The sequence below is a fragment of the Methylopila capsulata genome (assembly GCF_016907975.1).
In the GTDB taxonomy this organism is placed as follows: domain Bacteria; phylum Pseudomonadota; class Alphaproteobacteria; order Rhizobiales; family Methylopilaceae; genus Methylopila; species Methylopila capsulata.
In genome coordinates this window covers 1-17011 of sequence record NZ_JAFBCY010000001.1, presented here as the reverse complement: position 1 = coordinate 17011, position 17011 = coordinate 1, and the positions used below count along the sequence as shown (strand labels likewise).

Sequence of the window (17011 nt, the reverse complement as noted above, 5' to 3'; positions counted from 1 at the left end):
CCGTGCACCGATGCCGCTATACACGTATTGGTGCACATTTAGTTGATCAACACAATCACAGGATGTAATTCCCGGCGCGCGTTCGGGGCGATCGCCTTGAACCGGCGGCGGGGGGCGTGCGACGTTTCCGGCTCGGCGGCCCCCCGGCCGCGCGTAGGTGTCTTGCATGGCCGCGACTGCGCCCCATCCGACCGTCTGGATCGCCGAGGACGACCTCGTCGGCTCGATCGCGGCCGCGCTGCAGTTCGTCAGCCATGTCCATCCCGCCGATTACGTCCGCCATCTCGCCCGAGCCTATGAGCGCGAGGAGAGCCCGACGGCGAAGGACGCCATCGCGCAGATCCTGGTGAACTCGCGCATGGCGCTCATCGGTCGGCGGCCGATGTGCCAGGACACCGGCGTCGCCGCCGTGTTCCTCAAGGTCGGCATGAACGTGCGCTTCGCCACGCGCCGCTCGCTCGACGACCTCGTCAACGAGGGCGTGCGCCGCGCCTATCTCGACGAGGCCAACCCGCTCCGCGCCACCATGGTGGCCGACCCGCTGTTCGAACGCCGCAACACCGGCGACAACGCGCCGGCCATGATCCACGTCGACCTCGTGCCGGGCGACGCGGTCGAGGTCATCGTCGCCGCGAAGGGCGGCGGCTCCGAGAACAAGGCGCGCTTCGTGCAGCTGAACCCGAGCGCCTCCGTCGAGGACTGGGTGGTCGAGACCATGTCGACGCTGGGAGCGGGCTGGTGCCCTCCCGGCCTCATCGGGATCGGCGTCGGCGGCAGCGCCGACAAGGCGATGCTGCTCGCGAAGGAATCGCTGTTCGAACCGATCGACATGCTCGACCTGCTCCGTCGCGGGCCGGCTTCCAAGCTGGAGGAGATGCGGATTTCGCTCCACGAGCGCATCAACGCGCTGGGCGTTGGCGCGCAGGGGCTCGGCGGCGTCACCACCGTGCTCGACGTGAAGATCCGTACCTTCCCCACCCACGCCGCCTCGAAGCCCGTCGCGCTGATGCCGCAGTGCGCCGCGAACCGGCACGTCAGCTTTACGCTCGACGGCTCCGGCCCCGCGACCTTCGAAGCGCCGGACGCCGCCGACTGGCCGGAGATCGTGCTCGCGCGCACGGCCGACGCCGCGCGCCGCGTCGACCTCGATCGGCTGACCCGCGACGAGGTGCGGTCCTGGACGGTCGGCGAACGGCTGCTGCTGTCGGGTAAGCTGCTCACCGGCCGGGACGCGGCGCACAAGCGCATGGCGGATCTCCTCGCCCGCGGAGAGCCCCTGCCCGTCCCGCTCGACGGACGGGTGATCTACTACGTCGGGCCAGTAAAGGCGGTCGGCGGCGAGGCGGTGGGTCCCGCCGGTCCCACCACCGCCACCCGAATGGACGGCTTCGTGGATGCGCTGCTGGCGAGGACCGGGCTGCTCGCCATGATCGGCAAGGCGGAGCGCGGGCCGCAGGCGATCGAGGCCATCGCGCGGCATGGCGCGGCCTCGCTCATCGCCGTCGGCGGCGCCGCCATTCTCGTCGCGCAGGCGATCCGCTCGTCGCGGGTGCTGGCGTTCGAAGATATCGGGATGGAGGCCATCCACGAGTTCGAGGTGGTCGACATGCCCGTCACCGTGGCTGTGGACTCCGCGGGCGCGTCGATCCATCTGATCGGCCCGGACCTCTGGCGGCGCGCCTGAGCGCCCTTCCCTCCCTGAACGACAGGACGTCTTCGCTCGTGAACGCTCTTTCTTCGCCGCCCTACGATCCCCTCGCCCATGGCTGGGAGAGGTTTCAGGACGCCGGCTTCATCGATCTCGTCGGGCCCATCGTCACACGGCGCGGCGCGGACGGTCTTCGCGCCTTCGGCTTCACCGCCGAGACCAAGCACGCCAATCTGATCGGCGTGGTCCACGGCGGCATGCTGATGACCCTCGCCGACCGTGCGCTAGGCGTCGCGGCCTGGGACGCTGCGGGCGGGAGGCCTTCGGTCACCGTGCAGTTCGACATGCAGTTCGTCTCTACCGCCAAGATGGGGGATTTCGTCGCCGTCGAGCCGGAGCTCCTCCGGCTGACATCGTCCCTGGTCTTCATGCGGGGAACGCTGAAGGTCGGCGACCGCGCGGTGGCGGCGGCGAATGGCGTCTGGAAGATCCTCTCCCGGCCCGGCTGACGCCGAGGACGCTCGCATTCCAGTAAGCGACTCAACATATATTGCTGCGGCGCGAGGGATCTCGTATCTCGTGTCGCAGCAAGGGTTGGGACGATGCTGACGAAGAAGGCGAAATACGGCCTGAAGGCCATGGTGGACCTGGCGCGCCTTCAGCCGGGAAAGTCGACCTTCGTGGCCGAGGTCGCCGAGCGCAACGCGATCCCGAAGAAGTTTCTCGACGCGATCCTGGGCGAGCTCCGCAACGCCGGCATGCTGTCCAGCAAGAAGGGCAAGGCCGGCGGCTACATGCTCTCGAAGTCGCCGGACGAGATCACGGTGGGCGCGATCGTGCGAGCGCTGGACGGCCCGCTCGCCCCGATCGCCTGCGCCAGCCGGTCGGCCTACGTGCCCTGCGACGACTGTCAGGACGTGCGGTCGTGTCAGGTGCGCCTGATGATGCTCGAGGTCCGAAACGCCATTTCGACCGTGCTCGATCATCGGACGCTGACCGAAATGCGCGATCTCGGCGGCCTCGCCCTGCTCGAGGCCGACTACCAGATCTGAGCCGCGCGACGGCCGGTTTGCGTTTAGGGCCCCGCGGGTTCAGGCTTCGGAGGTGCTGCGTCCCTCCCGTCCAAAGGCCGATCGCGCCGCTCATCCGCTGATTGCAGGCCTGGAGCCTGAGTCCGCGGCCCTGCTCAGGCGCCATCTCCGACGCGGCGAGAGGCGCCGGGGCGATCTGCTGTCGTCCGCGGGCCACGCAATCCAGACGGTTTTCTTCATAAGCGACGGACTCGTCGCCCTGTTCGGCCGCGCGCCCGACGGCGGCGTCGCCGCGACCGGGCTCGTCGGGCCCGGCGGATTCGTCGGGGTGTCCGCGGCGTTGAGCGCGCAACACCCGGCCGTGCGCGACGCCGTCGCGCTGACAGGCGTCCAGGCCCAGGCGATCGACGCCGAGGCGCTCGACCGCATCGCCACGCTCCACCCCGAACTGCGGCGCAGGCTGATGCTCTACGCCAACGACCGCATCATCCAGGCGACCCAGCTGTGCGTCTGCACAGCCCTGCATACGGTCGAACAGCGGTTGGCGCGCTGGCTGCTGGAGGCCCACGCCCTGCGCGGCGATCGCCCGATCGAGCTCACGCACCAGCAGTTGAGCGACTTGCTCGGCGTGCGCCGCGCGAGCGTCACCCTCGGGCTCCACATGCTCGAGGGCGAGCAGGCCGTCCGGTGCCAGCGCGGGCGGATCGAAATCCGGGACCTCGAGGCCCTCGGGCGGCGCTCATGTGGATGCCACCTCGCAGCCTTTGGCCGAAGCGAACGAGCCTATCCCGCCTTGTCCAACGCTTCGTCCACGGACAACCCGCGCGACTGAAGCCGCCACATCCGGGCGAAGACGCCGTTCGCCGCCAGCAGGTCGCCGATCGGCCCCTCTTCGACCACCCTGCCCTCGACCAGCACCACGATCCGATCGAAGTCGGCGAGCGTCGACAGCCGATGCGCCACGGCGAGCACGGTGCGGTCGCGCGTCAGACGGGTGAGCGCCGTCTGCACCTCGATCTCGGATTCGGTGTCGAGCGCGGAGGTCGCTTCGTCCAGCACCACGATCGGCGCGTTCTTCAGGATCGCCCGCGCGATGCCGATGCGCTGGCGCTGGCCGCCGGACAGCTTGGCGCCGCGCTCGCCGACCAGCGTGTCGAAGCCGTCGTCGAGGTCGTCGATGAAGCCGCAGTGCGCGGCGGCGGCAGCCTCGCGGACCTCGTCGTCGGTCGCTTCCGGCCGGGCGAAGCGGATGTTCTCCATCACCGAGCGATGGAACAGCGAAATCTCCTGCGGCACGACCGCGATCGCGTAACGCAGCGATTCCTGCGTGATCTCGGCCGCCGACTGGCCATCGATGAGCACGCGTCCGGCCTCCACGTCGTGGAGCCGCTGAACGAGGTGGATCAGGGTCGACTTGCCGGCGCCGGAGGGGCCGACGATGCCGACCTTCTGGCCCGCTGGAACGGTGAAGTCGAAGTCGCGCAGCACGGCGTGCGATCCGCCGTAACCGAACGACACCTTCTCGAAGGCGATCGAGCCGCCGCGCTTCTGGAACGGCCGGGCGTCCTCGAGGTCGACCACCTCGTGCGGCGTGCCGATGACCTTCAGCGTCTCGGCGATGTAGCTGACGTGGCGCTCCATATCGACGAGCGCCATCGCGAGGTCGCGGGAGCCGTGGAGAATGCGGAACACCAGCGTCGAGACGACGACGACGTCGCCGGTCGTCACCGACCCGCGCGACCACAGCGAGACCGCCCAGAGCATCATGGAGCCGGCCATCGCCCAGAGAAGCACGTCATGCATGACGCGCGCCTTCTCCGTGAACATCCAGCTCCTGCGCTGGGCCGTCGCCTCGCCGTCGAAGATGTGGCGAAGCCGCCTGCGCTCGCGGGCGCTGGCCGCAAAGGCTTTGACGGACCAGATGTTGGTGAGGACGTCGATCAGCTCGCCCCCGACCAGGCCCGCCTGCTCGGCGTAATGCCGGTGCAGTGGGCGGCCGCGCCGGCCGAAGAGCACCAGGCCGATCGTGACGATCACCGCGAAGGCGGACAGCGCGATCGCCATGCCGAGATTGATCGTGAAAAAGATGACCACCGCGCCGAGAAAGCTCACGATCGGCGGCATGACGTTCCAGGTCATGTTGTTGGTCAGCACGCCGAAGTCGCCGGCGGTCGAGGTGATGCGGTGCCCCAGCGCGCCGGCGCGCTGGTCCTGGAAGTACCGCATGGGATGGCCGGCGACGTGGTCGAGCAGGTCGAGCCGGATGTCGACGCCGACCCCGACCGTCGTGCGGCAGCCGAGCCAGCCCGACACCCGCCACAGCGCGCCTTCGAGCGCCGTCGTCGCCACGAAGAATGCGAGCGCCCACCAGAGCGCGGGCGAGGCGGGCGGCGGCGCCGCCATGGCGTCCACCAGCAGCTTCATGCCGTACTGGGTCGCCACCATCATGCAAGCGCCGACCGTCACCACGAGCCCGAGCGCGATGAAGTGGCCGGGCCAGCGCTTGGCGTAGCGCCAGAAGAACGCCGACGGGCTCTGGAGCGACGCCGCGATGGCGCTGCGCTCCTCCTGCGTGTCGGGCCGGAACGACGTCGAGGCCTCGCTCACGACGCCGCCCCGCGGCGGATGGGAACGACGCGGTCCGCAAGATCCCAGCGGACCTCGGGCTCGAACCGGGCTCTCTGGCGGGCAAGCTCGTCCGCCAGCGGTTTGAACACCGCACGCTCGCCTTTCGCATTCGGCGTCGAGAACAGCCCGACCTCGCAGATCCGGCCGTTGTCCCAGCCGGGATAGTCGAGGATCGGGTAAAGAGTGATCCCCTCCACCTGCACGCCGTCGTCGCGCGCCGCGGCGACCTCGTCGCAGACGTAATGCAGCCAGGCCGCGCGGGCCGTGCCCTCTGCGCCGGTCTCCGAGATCAGCACCGGCCTCCCATAGCGGACAGCGGTTTCGGCGAGCATCTCGCGGAACGGCCGATAGTCGTGATGTCCCATCGGGATGGTCCCGGCTCCCAGAACCCACTGATTCTGCGGATAGAAATTCACGCCGACGATGTCGAGTTTGTCGGGAGAGCCGCCCAACTCAGGATGAAGCCGGCCGGCCAGCATGTCCGTCGCCTCGAATTGCGAGAGCCGGTAGCCCTCGGCGGCTGCTTTGGCCGAGGTCGAAGGCGAGGCCGCCGCCACATGAATGCTCGGCTCGGCCGTCAGGAACCGGGCGCGCGGGTCCACCGACCGCACCGCCTCGATCGCGGCGATCGCGGCCCGCGCGAGTTGGCGCTTCAGCTCCGCCCCCCGCCCCTTCGTCATGGGATTGAACTGGCGCATATCGCCGCCGGCCCAGGCCCAATAGGACATCTCGTTGACAGGGCAGTAGTAGGGAATGTCGTCGCTCTCAGAACGGATGAGCCGGGCGGCCTCGCGGGCGAAGCGAGCGAAGCGCTCAACGAAGGCGGGCGACCAGATGTCGAGCTTGTCGGGATAGCCGTAGTGGCAGAGGTCCCAGATGACCTGAACGCGCGCGTCCCTCGCCGCCCGGAGCATCGGCAGCACGCTCGACCAATCGTAGAATCCAGGCGCCTTCTCGATCAGATGCCACCGCATCCCGTCGCGCGCCGTGGTCACGCCGACGGCGGCGAGGCGCGCGAAATCCGACGCGGCGAGCCGGTCATGGCCGGTCGCGGCGATCAGATCGAGCCGGGTTCCGTCGGCGCGCCGGTGGGATGAGCACTCGAAGCCCGCGACGAAAAAGCTTTGAAGGCCGGCGGAGGCCGGCGGCGCGTCGATGGTCACGCAGCGCATCTCCTTCCGTTCACATGGCGGTGTTCACTCTTGTGCCGGTTTGGCCCCGCAGCGCAGCACGTCGACCTTTTGGTACGGTAGCGCACAGATTCACTTCTCCGGGAACGCCTGAACCTAGGTACATGTTCGAACACCGAGGTTAGGCAGAGGATCGGGCAAAGTTCGCCGACTTCGCGCCAGCCCGACCGACGCCACGTTTCCGCGTCGTGGTTCGTTCATCCGAGACGGGAGAGATCATGCGACCGACCAGCAGTTGCGCGCCAGAACTCGACGCCGCGGGAACTTCGCGGATTGAAGACGCCCCGGTGATTTGCTTCTCGCACCTTCGCTGGGATTTCGTCTATCAGCGGCCTCAACACCTTCTAAGCCGCATCGGCAAGCGGCAGCCGGTCTATGTGATCGAAGAGCCCGTCTTTGAAGACGTCGCCGCGCCGTCCCTGCGGTCGTCGGCGCGGTCCGAAGGCGTCACGGTCGCAGTCCCCGTTCTGCCCCACGGCCTGAGCGAAAGCGGCAAGATCCTCGCGCAGCGTCAACTGGTCGACGAGTTGCTTGAGAACCTTGGGGCCGAGCGCCGGATCTTCTGGTACTACACGCCGATGGCGCTGCTATTCAGCCGCCATCTCGAAGCCGATCTCACCGTCTTCGACAACATGGACCAGCTGTCGGCGTTCAAGGGCGCGCCGCCCGAACTGATCGCGCTCGAGGACGAAATGCTGGCGCGCGCCGACGTCGTGTTCACCGGCGGCCGCAGCCTCTACGAGGCGAAGAAACATCGCCACGACAACATCCACGCCTTCCCCAGCAGCATCGACGTCGCGCACTTCAGCAAGGGCCGCGCCGAGGACCGCGAGGATCCCGAGGACCAGGCCGCCATTCCGCATCCGCGCATCGGCTTCTTCGGCGTCATCGACGAACGGATGGACATCGATCTCGTCGGCGAGATCGCCGCGAAGCGGCCGGAGTGGCAGCTCGTGATGGTCGGACCGGTCGTGAAGATCGATCCGGCGGACCTGCCGAAGGCCGCGAATGTGCATTGGCTCGGCGGCCGCGACTACAAGGACCTGCCGTCCTATGTCGGCGGCTGGGACGCGGCGTTCATGCCCTTCGCGCTGAACGAGTCGACCCGCTTCATCAGCCCGACAAAGACGCCGGAGTTCCTGGCGGCCGGCGCGACCGTGACCTCGACGCCGATCACCGACGTGATCGCCGACTATGGCGAGACCGGCCTTGTGAAGATCGCCTCGACCGCCGACGAGATGATCGCGGCGATCGAGGAGCAGATGGCGATGGACCGAGGTCCCTGGCTCGCCCGCGTCGACGCCAAGCTCTCCGACAACTCCTGGGACCAGACATTCGAGCGGATCTATGCCCTTGCGACCTCGGCCGCTCATGCGCGCCGTCGCAGCCGCGTGGGACTGACGAGCGCTGAAACCGTCAAGGACGCCGCTCATGTATGATTGGCTCATCGTCGGCGCAGGCTTCGCCGGCTCGGTGCTCGCCGAGCGGATCGCCACCGAACGCGACCAGAAGGTGCTGATCATCGATCGCAGGCCGCACATCGGCGGCAACGCCTACGACAAGTACGACGACGCCGGCGTGCTGATGCACCAGTACGGACCGCACATCTTCCACACCAACTCCGACGCCATCGTCGAGCACCTGTCGAAGTTCACGGAGTGGCGCCCCTACGAGCATCGGGTGCTCGGCCGCGTCGACGACAAGCTCGTGCCGATCCCGATCAACCGCACGACGCTGAACGAACTCTACGGCCTCGACCTCAAGACCGACGAGGACGCCGCGGCTTTTCTTGAGTCGCGGGCTGAGCCTGTGGAGGAGATCCGGACCTCCGAGGACGTGGTCGTCAGCAAGGTCGGCCGCGAGCTCTATGAGAAGTTCTTCCGCGGCTACACCCAGAAGCAGTGGGGCCTCGACCCGTCGGAGCTCGACAAGTCGGTCACGGCGCGGGTGCCGACGCGCACCAACACCGACGACCGCTACTTCACCGACACGCATCAGATCATGCCAAAGCACGGCTACACCCGCATGTTCGAGCGGATGCTGGATCACCCCAACATCCAGATCATGCTCAACGCGGATTTTCGCGAGGTGCGCGAGACGGCGCAGTTCAAGCGCCTGATCTTCACCGGGCCGATCGACGAGTTCTTCGATTTCCGCTTCGGCCGCCTGCCGTACCGCTCGCTGCGGTTCGAGCATCGGTCGCTCGAACAGGAGCAGTTCCAGCCGGTCGCGACGGTAAACTACCCGCAGACTGAGGACTACACCCGGATCACCGAGTACAAGCACCTCACCGGCCAGACGCACCCGAACACGACGATCACCTACGAGTACCCGGCGGCCACGGGCGACCCGTACTATCCTGTGCCGCGGCCTGAAAACCAGGAGCTCTATCGGCGGTATCAGGCGCTCGCGAACGAAACGGCGGACGTGCATTTCGTGGGCCGGCTCGCGACCTACCGCTACTACAACATGGATCAGGTCGTCGGACAGGCGCTGGCGGAATTCCGCCGGATCCAGGAGAGCGTGCCGATGTACGACACGCCGCCGAACGGCAAGGCCGAGGCCCGGCCGGCCGCGGTTAGCCCCGCCGTCGCGACAGGATCGAGCCGCGCGCTGAACTGACCGGCTTCATCGACGGACATGCGACCGCCCGGACCTTTCCCAAGGTCCGGGCGTTTTGCGTGTATGGATGCAGCGCGTCGGCACGTCTAACGGTCGGTGACCGCAGATAGGCGCTCAGTAAAGCGTCACGCCGTCTTGGCTGGCGACGCGTCGGGATTCGTAGGCGACGAGGCGCCGTCCGGCGCTTGCGACGAAGGCTCGACCGTCGGATCAGCCATAGCCGACTGCGTGAGCGGAGACGGCTCGCCGACGGCCTCGGGCGCCCCGGGATAGGCGCCGGCGACATGTTCCCGCGGGCCTGGCGCGTCGCCGCGCGCCTTGGTCATCGGCTCGCCGATGCGCTCCAGCATGCCGCGGGCGATCTCGCGCTCGCCCATGATCACCACGTCCGCGCCGAGCTTGGCGAGATGGTCGACCTCGGCGTCGGAATGCGCTCGCCCGATGATCAGCAGGCCGGGGTTCTGGGCGCGCGCCTGCTCCGTCACCTGGCCGCCTTCGAAGGCGTCGGGGATCGCGACCGCGAGGCGCGTCGCGCCCTTGAGGTTGGCGAGCGCGAGCACGGCGGGATGGGCGGCGTTGCCGACGATGACCTCGACGCCCTTCTCGCGCAGCTCGGCGATCCGCTTCTCGCTGTCCTCGATCACGAGGAACGGCGTGTTGGCGGACTTGAGCTGGTCCACCACGATCGCGCCCACGCGGCCGTAGCCGACCACGACGGCGTGGCCGCTGAGGGTCGTGGGCTCGGTCTCGCCCTCCGTCTCGATGTCGGGCAGCGCGGGCTCCTTCTCCTCCTCCGGAGCCGGCCGGGCGCTGGCCGGAGCGGCGGCCGACGGCTCCGAAGCCGCCGTCTCGGCGGACGGCGCCTCGGCGGGCGGCGAGGCCGTCTGGCTCTGGCGCAGGATACGGGCCTCGAGCCGCGGGCGGATCCGGTCGGCGGCGAAGAACACGATCGGGTTGAGGATGATCGACAGGATCGCGCCCGCGAGGATCAGGTCGCGGCCCTCCTCCGGGATCAGGTTCAGCCCGACGCCCAGCTCGGCCAGGATGAAGGAGAACTCGCCGATCTGGGCGAGACTGGCGGAGATCGTCAGCGCCGTGCCGACCGATCTTCGGAACGCCAGCACGATCAGGAACGCCGCCACCGACTTCCCGATCACGATGATGAACAGCGTGCCGACGACCGGCCACGGGTCCCGCACGATGATCGTCGGGTCGAACAGCATGCCGACGGAGACGAAGAACAGCACGGCGAAGGCGTCGCGCAGCGGCAGGCTTTCCTGCGCCGCGCGGTGTGAGAGCTCGCTCTCGGAGAGGATCATGCCGGCGAAGAACGCGCCGAGCGCCAGCGACACGCCGAAGAGCTTGGCCGCGCCGAAGGCGACGCCGAGCGCGATCGCCAGCACGCCGAGCCGGAACAGCTCGCGGGAACCGGTGTGGGCGATGCGGTGGAGCAGCGCCGGGATCAGCCGCCGGCCCACGACGAGCATCAGCGCGACGAACAGCGCCACCTTCAGCAGCGTGACGCCGATGACGCCGGTGAGGCCGAGGTCCACGTTCAGGGCGCGGCTGATCAACAGCGCGACCGGATCGCCGTGGGTGGCGTCGCCGCCCTGCCCGCTCGCGATCCCCGCGGCGGCCGGAATCAGCACGAGCGCGAGGACCATCGCGAGATCTTCGACGATCAGCCATCCGACGGCGATCTTGCCGCGCTCGCTTTCGACCAGCCGCCGCTCCTGCAGCGCCTTCAGCAGCACGACGGTCGACGCGACTGAGAGCGCGAGGCCGAACACGAGGCCGCCGCCGTGCGACCAGCCCATCAGCCAGGCGAGAGCCCAGCCCATGGCGGTGGCGACCGCCATTTGCGCGATCGCGCCCGGCAGCGCGACGCCGCGCACCGACAGCAGGTCCTTCAGCGAGAAGTGCAGACCCACGCCGAACATCAGCAGAATCACGCCGATCTCGGCGAGCTCCGGCGCAAGCTGCTGGTCGGCGACGTAGCCCGGCGTGTGCGGGCCGACGAGCACGCCGGCGACGAGGTAGCCCACGAGCGGCGGCAGGCGGAAACGGTTCGCGATCGCCCCGAGAATGAAAGCCAACACGAAACCCGCGACGATCGTCGAGATCAGCGGCGTTTCATGCGGCATCGGCCACGTCTCCTGAGGCGGTATGTGATGGGATGCCGCAGTATGCAGGCGCACGCGCGCCGGCGCCATGCCGCACGCCGCGCAGATGGCGATTTTCGTTTCGAATGATCAAAGAGCCGCGCTCACGAGAGCGCGAGCGCCACAAACGAGGCCCGTCAGCGGCTCGCGCGGGCCGGCTGAACCGCCTCGACCCGGTCGCCGTCCGCCGTCATCGCGGCCTCGAGACGACGAAGCGCGGCGTGCTTGGCGTCGGCGTCGTCGCCGAATCGCGTGAGATAGCGGTCGAGAATCCGGTCGGCCAGGTCGCCGTCGGCGTCGCCCATCATCTTGAGGACGGCGACGATCGCGCGCTCCAGATCAGGCATGGTCATCGGCGTTCCTCGTGGCGGCGGTGTTTCGGTCGTCGGCATGTGACGACGCCAGGCTTAACGCCGGCGTAATCGCGACCCGCCTCGACACGGGGCGGGGTCGCCCGGAGGCCAAGGCCTCACTGCACGAAGCGGTTGCGCAGCGTCCCTACGCCCTCGATCGTCACCTCGACGACGTTCTCCGGCTCCCTCATGGCACCGACCCCCACGGAGGTGCCGCACATGATCAGGTCGCCCGGCTCCAGCGTCATGTCGAACGACAGCCGGCTCACCAGCTCCGCCGGCTCGAAGAACATGTCGGCGACGGGGTAGTTCTGGCGTTCGGAGCCGTTGAGCACGGTCTTGATCACGAGCGCGCTCGGATCGAGCCCGGTGGCGACGCCGGGGCCGAAAGCCCCGAACCCGTCGAAGCTCTTCGCCCTCGCCCACTGCGCGAAGGACGGATCCTTGTCGATCAGGTCCGCCGCGGTGACGTCGTTCACGCAGGTGTAGCCGAAGATCGCGGCCTCGGCCTCGGCCGGCGTCGCCTCGCGGCAGGTCGCGCCGATCACGATCCCGAGTTCGCCCTCGAACACCACGCGCCCGCCGTAGGACGACGGCCGGCGGATCGTCGCGTCCGAGCCGATCGCCGAGGACGACGCCTTCAGGAGGTAGAGCGGCTCGTCCGGCGGGGTCTGCCCGAGCTTGTCGGCGAGGCCCCGGAGGTTCTTCCACAGCGCGATGATCTTGCCGGGCGTCGTGGGCGCGAGCAGCGCGACGTCGCTGAGCGCGACCGTCTCGCCGGTCGCGGTCGGACCCGCGAACATGTCGCCCTGATGCACCTCGACGGCGTCGCCGACCAGGCGGCCGAAGCCCGCCTGTCCGGCGCGGTCGAACCGCACCCAGAGCGCGGTCGCGACGGCGGTCGCCTCAACCATTGGCCACCTTCAGCGGCTGCTCCTCGACCACCTCTTCCGGGAAGGTGGGATAGACGCCGAGCGAACGGCCCATCTGCTTGGTCAGGCCGAGCACGAGGTCGATCATGGGCGTCGCGACGTTCGCGAGACGGCCCATCTCCTGCACGGACGAGAGCAGGGCGTCGAGTTCGATCGCCTTCCCGGCCTCCACGTCCTGCAGCATCGAGGTGCGGTGCGCGCCGACGCGGGCGGCGCCGTTGATGCGGCGCTCGACGTCCACCTTGAAGGTGGCGCCGAAGGTCTCGCCGATCTGCTGGGCCTCGAGCATCATGCTCTTGGCCAGCGCCCGGGTGGCGGGATCGGTCGCCACCACGTCCAGCGTGGCGCGGGTGATCGCCGAGATCGGGTTGAAGCAGAGGTTGCCCCAGAGCTTCAACCAGATGTCGTCGCGGATGTCGTCGTAGACGCGCGCCTTGAGCCCGCTTGCGTTGATCGCGTCCGCGAGCCGGGTCAGGCGCTCGGTCTTGCGCCGGTTGGGCTCGCCGAGACCGAAGGTGTCGCCGTAGATGTGCTTGATGACGCCGGGCTCGGTGATCTCGGTCGCCGGGTAGACGGTGCCGCCGATCACGCGCTCGGGGCGGATGGCGTTCCACTGCCGGTCGCCGGGGTCGACGCTCTGCAGGCGCAGGTCGCCGAAATCGCCGTCGAGGCCGTGGAAGTACCACCACGGCACGCCGTTCTGCATGGTCACGACCGCGGTGTGGTCGCCCATCAGCGGCGCCATGTCTTCCGCCGACTCCCAGGCCTGATGCGCCTTGAGGCCGTTGATGACGTAGTCCTGCGGCCCGAGCTCCGCGGCGTTCTTGGTCGCCGGCATCTCCGCGACGAGCTCCTGCCCGTCGATCAGCAGCTTGAGCCCCCGCTCCTTGATCGCCGCGAGATGCGGCCCGCGTGCGACGAGGGAGACGTCCACGCCCGAGCGCTTCAGCATCACCGCCATGTAGCCGCCGATGGCGCCGGCCCCATAGATGCAGATCTTCATCGCGTCAGTCTCCCGTATGGTCGTGGCGCGCCGCGCGAGGCCCGGCCAAATGTCGTGATGTCGCGGCGAGGCCTGGCCGCGCGGGCGGCCGGCTCCGCACCGTCGGTCGTCGGGGCGTCAGTGCGTCTTCGCCAGGGCGTCGGCCATGGTGCGGCCGACGAGGCCGGCGCTCGGCGCGATGCGCACGCCCGCCTGCTCAAGCGCCGCGATCTTCGCGGAGGCCGCCGCCGCCCCGCCGATCGCCAGCGCGCCGGCGTGGCCCATGCGGCGCTCGGCCGGGGCGTGGGCGCCGACGATGAGCGCGACGATCGGCTTCGAAGGCTTCGCCTCGCGGATGAACTCGGCGGCCTCCTGCTCCTCGAAGCCGCCGATCTCGCCGATGAGGACGACGCCTTCGGTCTCGGGGTCGGCGAAGAACAGCTCGAGGCAGTCCCGCATGGAGAGGCCGTGGATCGGATCGCCGCCCACGCCGACGGTGGTCGACTGACCGAGGCCCGCGTCGCTCACCTGCGCCACCACCTCGGAGGTGAGCGAGGCGGAACGCGACACGATCCCGACGCCGCCCGGACGCTCCGAGCCCGTCGCCATCACGCCGAGCTTGGCGACGCCGGGGGCGAGCACGCCCTGGCTGTTCGCGCCGACGAGGCGGGTGCGGGAGCCGGCCAGCGCCTCGCGCACGCGGATCATGTCGAGCTGGGGGACGCGCTCGGTGACGGTCACAACCAGCGGGATCTCCGCCTCGATGGCCTCGATCATGGCGGCCGCGGCGGAGGCCGGCGGCACGAAGATGATGCTGGCGTTCGCGCCGGTCTCGTCGCGCGCGGCGGACACCGTGTCGAACACTGGGAGGTTGAGGTGCGACCGGCCGCCCTTGCCCGGGCGCACGCCGCCGACGACCTTGGTGCCGTACTCCATCATCTGCGTGACGTGGTGCGTGCCGGCCCAGCCGGTGATGCCCTGGCAGATGACGCGCGTGTTCTTGTCGAGCAGGATCGCCATGCTCAAGCCCTCCCGCTGGCGGCGACGGTGACCGCGCGCTGGGCGGCCGACGCCATGTCCGGCTCCTCAATCACCGCGCAGCCGAAGTTCTTGAACCGCGTGCGGGCGAACTCCGCGTTCAGTCCCGCGAGGCGGACGACGACGGGCAACGACCGGCCGGAGCGCCGAAGCGCGACGCCGAGGCCTTCGGCGATGGTGTCGCAGGACTGCATGCCGCCGCCGTGCACGTTGACCAGCAGCGTCTTGATCGCCGGATTGTCGAGCAGCAGCGCGAAGCCGTGCGCGATGTCGAGGCTCGTCGCCGTGGTGCGGATGTCCATGAAGTTCGCCGGACGCCCGCCCGCGGCCTTCACCATGTCGAGCGTCGCGAGGCCGAGCCCCGCGCCGTTGGAGACGAGGCCGATGTCGCCGTCGAGCTGCACGAAGTTCAGCTGGTCGCGCTGCGAGGTCAGCTTCACCCGGTCGTCGTCGTCCTCGTCGCGCAGGGAGGCGAGGTCGCGGTGGCGGAACAGGGCGTTGTCGTCGAGCGTCATCTTGACGTCGAGCGCGAACAGGTCGCCGTCGGCGGTGACGGCGAGCGGGTTGATCTCGATCAGGCTGGCGTCGAGCTCGATGAAGGCGCGGCGGAGGCCCGCGACGAGCGTCGCCGCCTTCGCCTGCGCGGCGCCCTCGAGGCCGATCGCGGCGAGAAACGCGTCGAGCTCCGCCGGGTCCGGCTCCGCGCCGACCGACAGCGTCATCCGCTCGCGCACGAGCCGGCCTTCCCGCTCGCGGCGCTCGATCTCTTCGCCGCCCTGCGCCGCGCCCAGCAGCGCGAAGCCGCCGAGGGCGGGCTCGACCACGAGCGCGAGATAGATCTGCTTCACGGCGGAGGTCGCGGCTTCGACGTAGACGCGGCGGACCGTCAGGCCGCCCTCGCCCGTCTGCGCGGTCACGAGCTTCTTGCCGAGCAGCGCCTCGGCGGCGGAGCGGACCATGGCGGGGCCGTGCGCCATGCGGACGCCGCCGGCCGCGCCGCGCTCGCCGGCGTGGATCTGCGCCTTCACCGCGAGCGGCGCGACGCCAAGGTCCCGGGCGATGCTTTCGGCTTCCGCGGCCGTGATGGCGACCGCCCCCTTGGGGCAGGGCAGTCCGTAATCGGCCAAGAGGCTCTTCGCCTGAAACTCATGAAGTCTCATTGGCCCCTCACCCTGTCCCAAGCGTTCCCAGGATCCCAAGCGTTCCCAGGCGGCCCGCATGCGCGGCGAGGTCATTGGTATAACTAATGCCAGAGACTGCCTATTAACAGAAAGGCTGAAGGCGACGCGGGGCTCGGCGGACCTCAGTCGAAGATGTCGCCGTGCTCGTCGACATAGGTCGAGAGACCCAGCGTATGGTCGCGGGAAAACCGCTCGGCGGCGTCGGCGTCGCGCTTCTCCAGCGCCTCGATGATGTTGAGATGTTCAACGATCGAACGGCTCGCGCGGTCGTCGCGGCCGATCGTGATCTGCCGGATGCCGCGCACGTGCACCAGAAGGTTCGCCGTCATGTCCGCCAGCACCTTGGAGCCGCTGAGGCGGATGAGGGTCTGGTGGAACAGGATGTTCGCCTGCGAGTACTCGCTGACGAAGTCCGACGGCTTGTGCGCCTCGCCGAAGTCCTTGAACAGCGTGCGGAGCGTCGCGATCTCCTCGTCGGAGGCGTTCTCGGTCACGAGCCGCGCCGCCATGCTCTCGAGCGCGGCCCAGGCCTGGACCATCTCCACGACTTCGCGCCGGGTCTTCTTCAGCACCATGATGCCCCGGCGGGGCATCGACTTGACGAAGCCCTCCTGCTCGAGCATCGCGATCGCCTCGCGGACCGGCGTGCGGCTGACGCCGAGCCGTTCCGAAAGCTGGCGCTCGTCGATCCACGTCGGCTCCGGCGTGGAGTAGATGTCCATGTTGATGATGGCCTGCTTCAGCGCGGCGTAGACCTTGGTCTTGAAGGTCTGCTCCGGCGCGAAGCGCTCCAGCACCAGCTCGGAGGCGGCTTCGTCCCCCACAGGCCAACGCAGCGGGACTTTCACGGCGCGGCCCTCCTTGACGCTCTTCATCGACATACTTGCCGGATACCAGATGCCAGATGCGTCACGAAGGCCTCCTTTGGACGAGACGCCGCAGCGTAAAGGCGGGCGCGGGCGAGACGATCTTGAGATTCTCGAGCGATACGGCGCGTGAGCGCTTCGATCGGCCGCAGGCGCTAAGGCTTTCGCCGCCGCTGAAATGTAAAGAGGCGGCCCGCCGGACCGCCTCTTCATGTGCGCTGCGGAGCGCGCGCCGCCTCAGAGCGACGCGCCGGCCACGCGGGCTGGGCGAACCTCGCCCTCGCCCTTCAACAATTCCACGAGCGTTTTTCCGAGCCGTGCGGGGCTTGGGCTCACCCGGACGCCGGCGGCTTCCATGGCGGCGATCTTGTCGTCCGC

The 17011-nt window shown here is 69.0% G+C and carries 15 protein-coding genes and 1 pseudogene; 6 read left to right on the top strand and 10 right to left on the bottom strand.

What is annotated here, in order from left to right:
* Positions 1–166: 166 nt before the first annotated feature.
* The 4 genes from JOD31_RS00080 to JOD31_RS00065 all read left to right on the top strand — a co-directional run bounded on the left by JOD31_RS00080 (position 167) and on the right by JOD31_RS00065 (position 3511).
* On the top strand, positions 167–1684 hold the full coding sequence (locus JOD31_RS00080; protein ID WP_204948290.1) for a fumarate hydratase: 1518 nt from the start codon (positions 167–169) through the stop codon (positions 1682–1684).
* 38 nt (positions 1685–1722) lie between these two features.
* The gene (locus JOD31_RS00075) at positions 1723–2157 is read left to right on the top strand and encodes a PaaI family thioesterase (RefSeq protein WP_204948288.1); all 435 of its coding nucleotides are present in this window, start codon (positions 1723–1725) and stop codon (positions 2155–2157) included.
* Positions 2158–2250: 93 nt separating this feature from the next.
* Positions 2251–2700 (top strand): RrF2 family transcriptional regulator, encoded by a 450-nt coding sequence (locus JOD31_RS00070; RefSeq protein WP_020185383.1) that lies wholly within the window; start codon positions 2251–2253, stop codon positions 2698–2700.
* Between the two features lie 52 nt (positions 2701–2752).
* Positions 2753–3511, top strand: a complete 759-nt coding sequence (locus tag JOD31_RS00065) for a Crp/Fnr family transcriptional regulator (protein WP_204948287.1) — start codon at positions 2753–2755, stop codon at positions 3509–3511.
* Here the strand turns inward: JOD31_RS00065 and JOD31_RS00060 are convergent.
* A complete protein-coding gene (locus JOD31_RS00060) occupies positions 3463–5286 on the bottom strand; it encodes an ABC transporter ATP-binding protein (protein ID WP_204948286.1) in 1824 nt (607 codons plus the stop codon). The genes JOD31_RS00065 and JOD31_RS00060 overlap by 49 nt on opposite strands.
* Positions 5283–6479, bottom strand: coding sequence for a beta-glucosidase (locus tag JOD31_RS00055; protein ID WP_204948285.1), 1197 nt, complete (start codon positions 6477–6479; stop codon positions 5283–5285). The genes JOD31_RS00060 and JOD31_RS00055 overlap by 4 nt, the downstream gene beginning before the upstream one ends.
* Before the next feature lie 395 nt (positions 6480–6874).
* Here JOD31_RS00055 and JOD31_RS00050 point away from each other — a divergent pair, with 395 nt between their 5' ends.
* Both JOD31_RS00050 and glf read left to right on the top strand, forming a co-directional pair.
* Positions 6875–7936 carry a glycosyltransferase family protein gene (locus JOD31_RS00050; RefSeq protein WP_271206134.1) on the top strand — a complete coding sequence of 354 codons (1062 nt, stop codon included), beginning with the start codon at positions 6875–6877 and terminating at the stop codon, positions 7934–7936.
* On the top strand, positions 7929–9119 hold the full coding sequence (gene glf / locus JOD31_RS00045) for a UDP-galactopyranose mutase (protein WP_204948283.1): 1191 nt from the start codon (positions 7929–7931) through the stop codon (positions 9117–9119). The genes JOD31_RS00050 and glf overlap by 8 nt, the downstream gene beginning before the upstream one ends.
* Positions 9120–9244: 125 nt before the next feature.
* On the opposite strand, the gene JOD31_RS00040 is transcribed toward glf, so the two are convergent.
* The 8 genes and pseudogenes from JOD31_RS00040 to JOD31_RS00005 form a co-directional block, all read right to left on the bottom strand.
* Positions 9245–11263: a cation:proton antiporter domain-containing protein gene (locus JOD31_RS00040; protein ID WP_204948282.1), complete on the bottom strand. Its 2019-nt coding sequence runs from the start codon at positions 11261–11263 to the stop codon at positions 9245–9247.
* A 155-nt stretch (positions 11264–11418) separates the two neighbouring features.
* Positions 11419–11634, bottom strand: coding sequence for a hypothetical protein (locus tag JOD31_RS00035; protein ID WP_204948281.1), 216 nt, complete (start codon positions 11632–11634; stop codon positions 11419–11421).
* 116 nt (positions 11635–11750) lie between these two features.
* A complete protein-coding gene (locus tag JOD31_RS00030) occupies positions 11751–12548 on the bottom strand; it encodes a fumarylacetoacetate hydrolase family protein (protein ID WP_204948280.1) in 798 nt (265 codons plus the stop codon).
* On the bottom strand, positions 12541–13569 hold the full coding sequence (locus JOD31_RS00025; protein WP_204948279.1) for a 2-dehydropantoate 2-reductase: 1029 nt from the start codon (positions 13567–13569) through the stop codon (positions 12541–12543). Before JOD31_RS00025 ends, JOD31_RS00030 begins: the two co-directional genes overlap by 8 nt.
* Before the next feature lie 117 nt (positions 13570–13686).
* Positions 13687–14568: a succinate--CoA ligase subunit alpha gene (sucD, locus tag JOD31_RS00020; RefSeq protein WP_204948278.1), complete on the bottom strand. Its 882-nt coding sequence runs from the start codon at positions 14566–14568 to the stop codon at positions 13687–13689.
* Between the two features lie 2 nt (positions 14569–14570).
* Positions 14571–15746, bottom strand: coding sequence for an ADP-forming succinate--CoA ligase subunit beta (sucC, locus tag JOD31_RS00015; protein WP_204948277.1), 1176 nt, complete (start codon positions 15744–15746; stop codon positions 14571–14573).
* Positions 15747–15889: 143 nt separating this feature from the next.
* Positions 15890–16648, bottom strand: a complete 759-nt coding sequence (locus tag JOD31_RS00010; protein WP_210341281.1) for a GntR family transcriptional regulator — start codon at positions 16646–16648, stop codon at positions 15890–15892.
* A 222-nt stretch (positions 16649–16870) separates the two neighbouring features.
* Positions 16871–17011: pseudogene (locus tag JOD31_RS00005) on the bottom strand (succinate--CoA ligase subunit alpha); the annotation flags it as partial.

Coding starts and splice junctions, on each gene's coding strand:
- JOD31_RS00080 (WP_204948290.1), top strand. CDS start 167: ATGGCCGCGACTGCGCCCCATCCGACCGTCTGGATCGCCGAGGACGAC.
- JOD31_RS00070 (WP_020185383.1), top strand. CDS start 2,251: ATGCTGACGAAGAAGGCGAAATACGGCCTGAAGGCCATGGTGGACCTG.
- JOD31_RS00055 (WP_204948285.1), bottom strand. CDS start 6,479: ATGCGCTGCGTGACCATCGACGCGCCGCCGGCCTCCGCCGGCCTTCAA.
- glf (WP_204948283.1), top strand. CDS start 7,929: ATGTATGATTGGCTCATCGTCGGCGCAGGCTTCGCCGGCTCGGTGCTC.
- JOD31_RS00040 (WP_204948282.1), bottom strand. CDS start 11,263: ATGCCGCATGAAACGCCGCTGATCTCGACGATCGTCGCGGGTTTCGTG.
- JOD31_RS00035 (WP_204948281.1), bottom strand. CDS start 11,634: ATGACCATGCCTGATCTGGAGCGCGCGATCGTCGCCGTCCTCAAGATG.
- JOD31_RS00030 (WP_204948280.1), bottom strand. CDS start 12,548: ATGGTTGAGGCGACCGCCGTCGCGACCGCGCTCTGGGTGCGGTTCGAC.
- JOD31_RS00025 (WP_204948279.1), bottom strand. CDS start 13,569: ATGAAGATCTGCATCTATGGGGCCGGCGCCATCGGCGGCTACATGGCG.
- sucD (WP_204948278.1), bottom strand. CDS start 14,568: ATGGCGATCCTGCTCGACAAGAACACGCGCGTCATCTGCCAGGGCATC.
- sucC (WP_204948277.1), bottom strand. CDS start 15,746: ATGAGACTTCATGAGTTTCAGGCGAAGAGCCTCTTGGCCGATTACGGA.
- JOD31_RS00010 (WP_210341281.1), bottom strand. CDS start 16,648: ATGTCGATGAAGAGCGTCAAGGAGGGCCGCGCCGTGAAAGTCCCGCTG.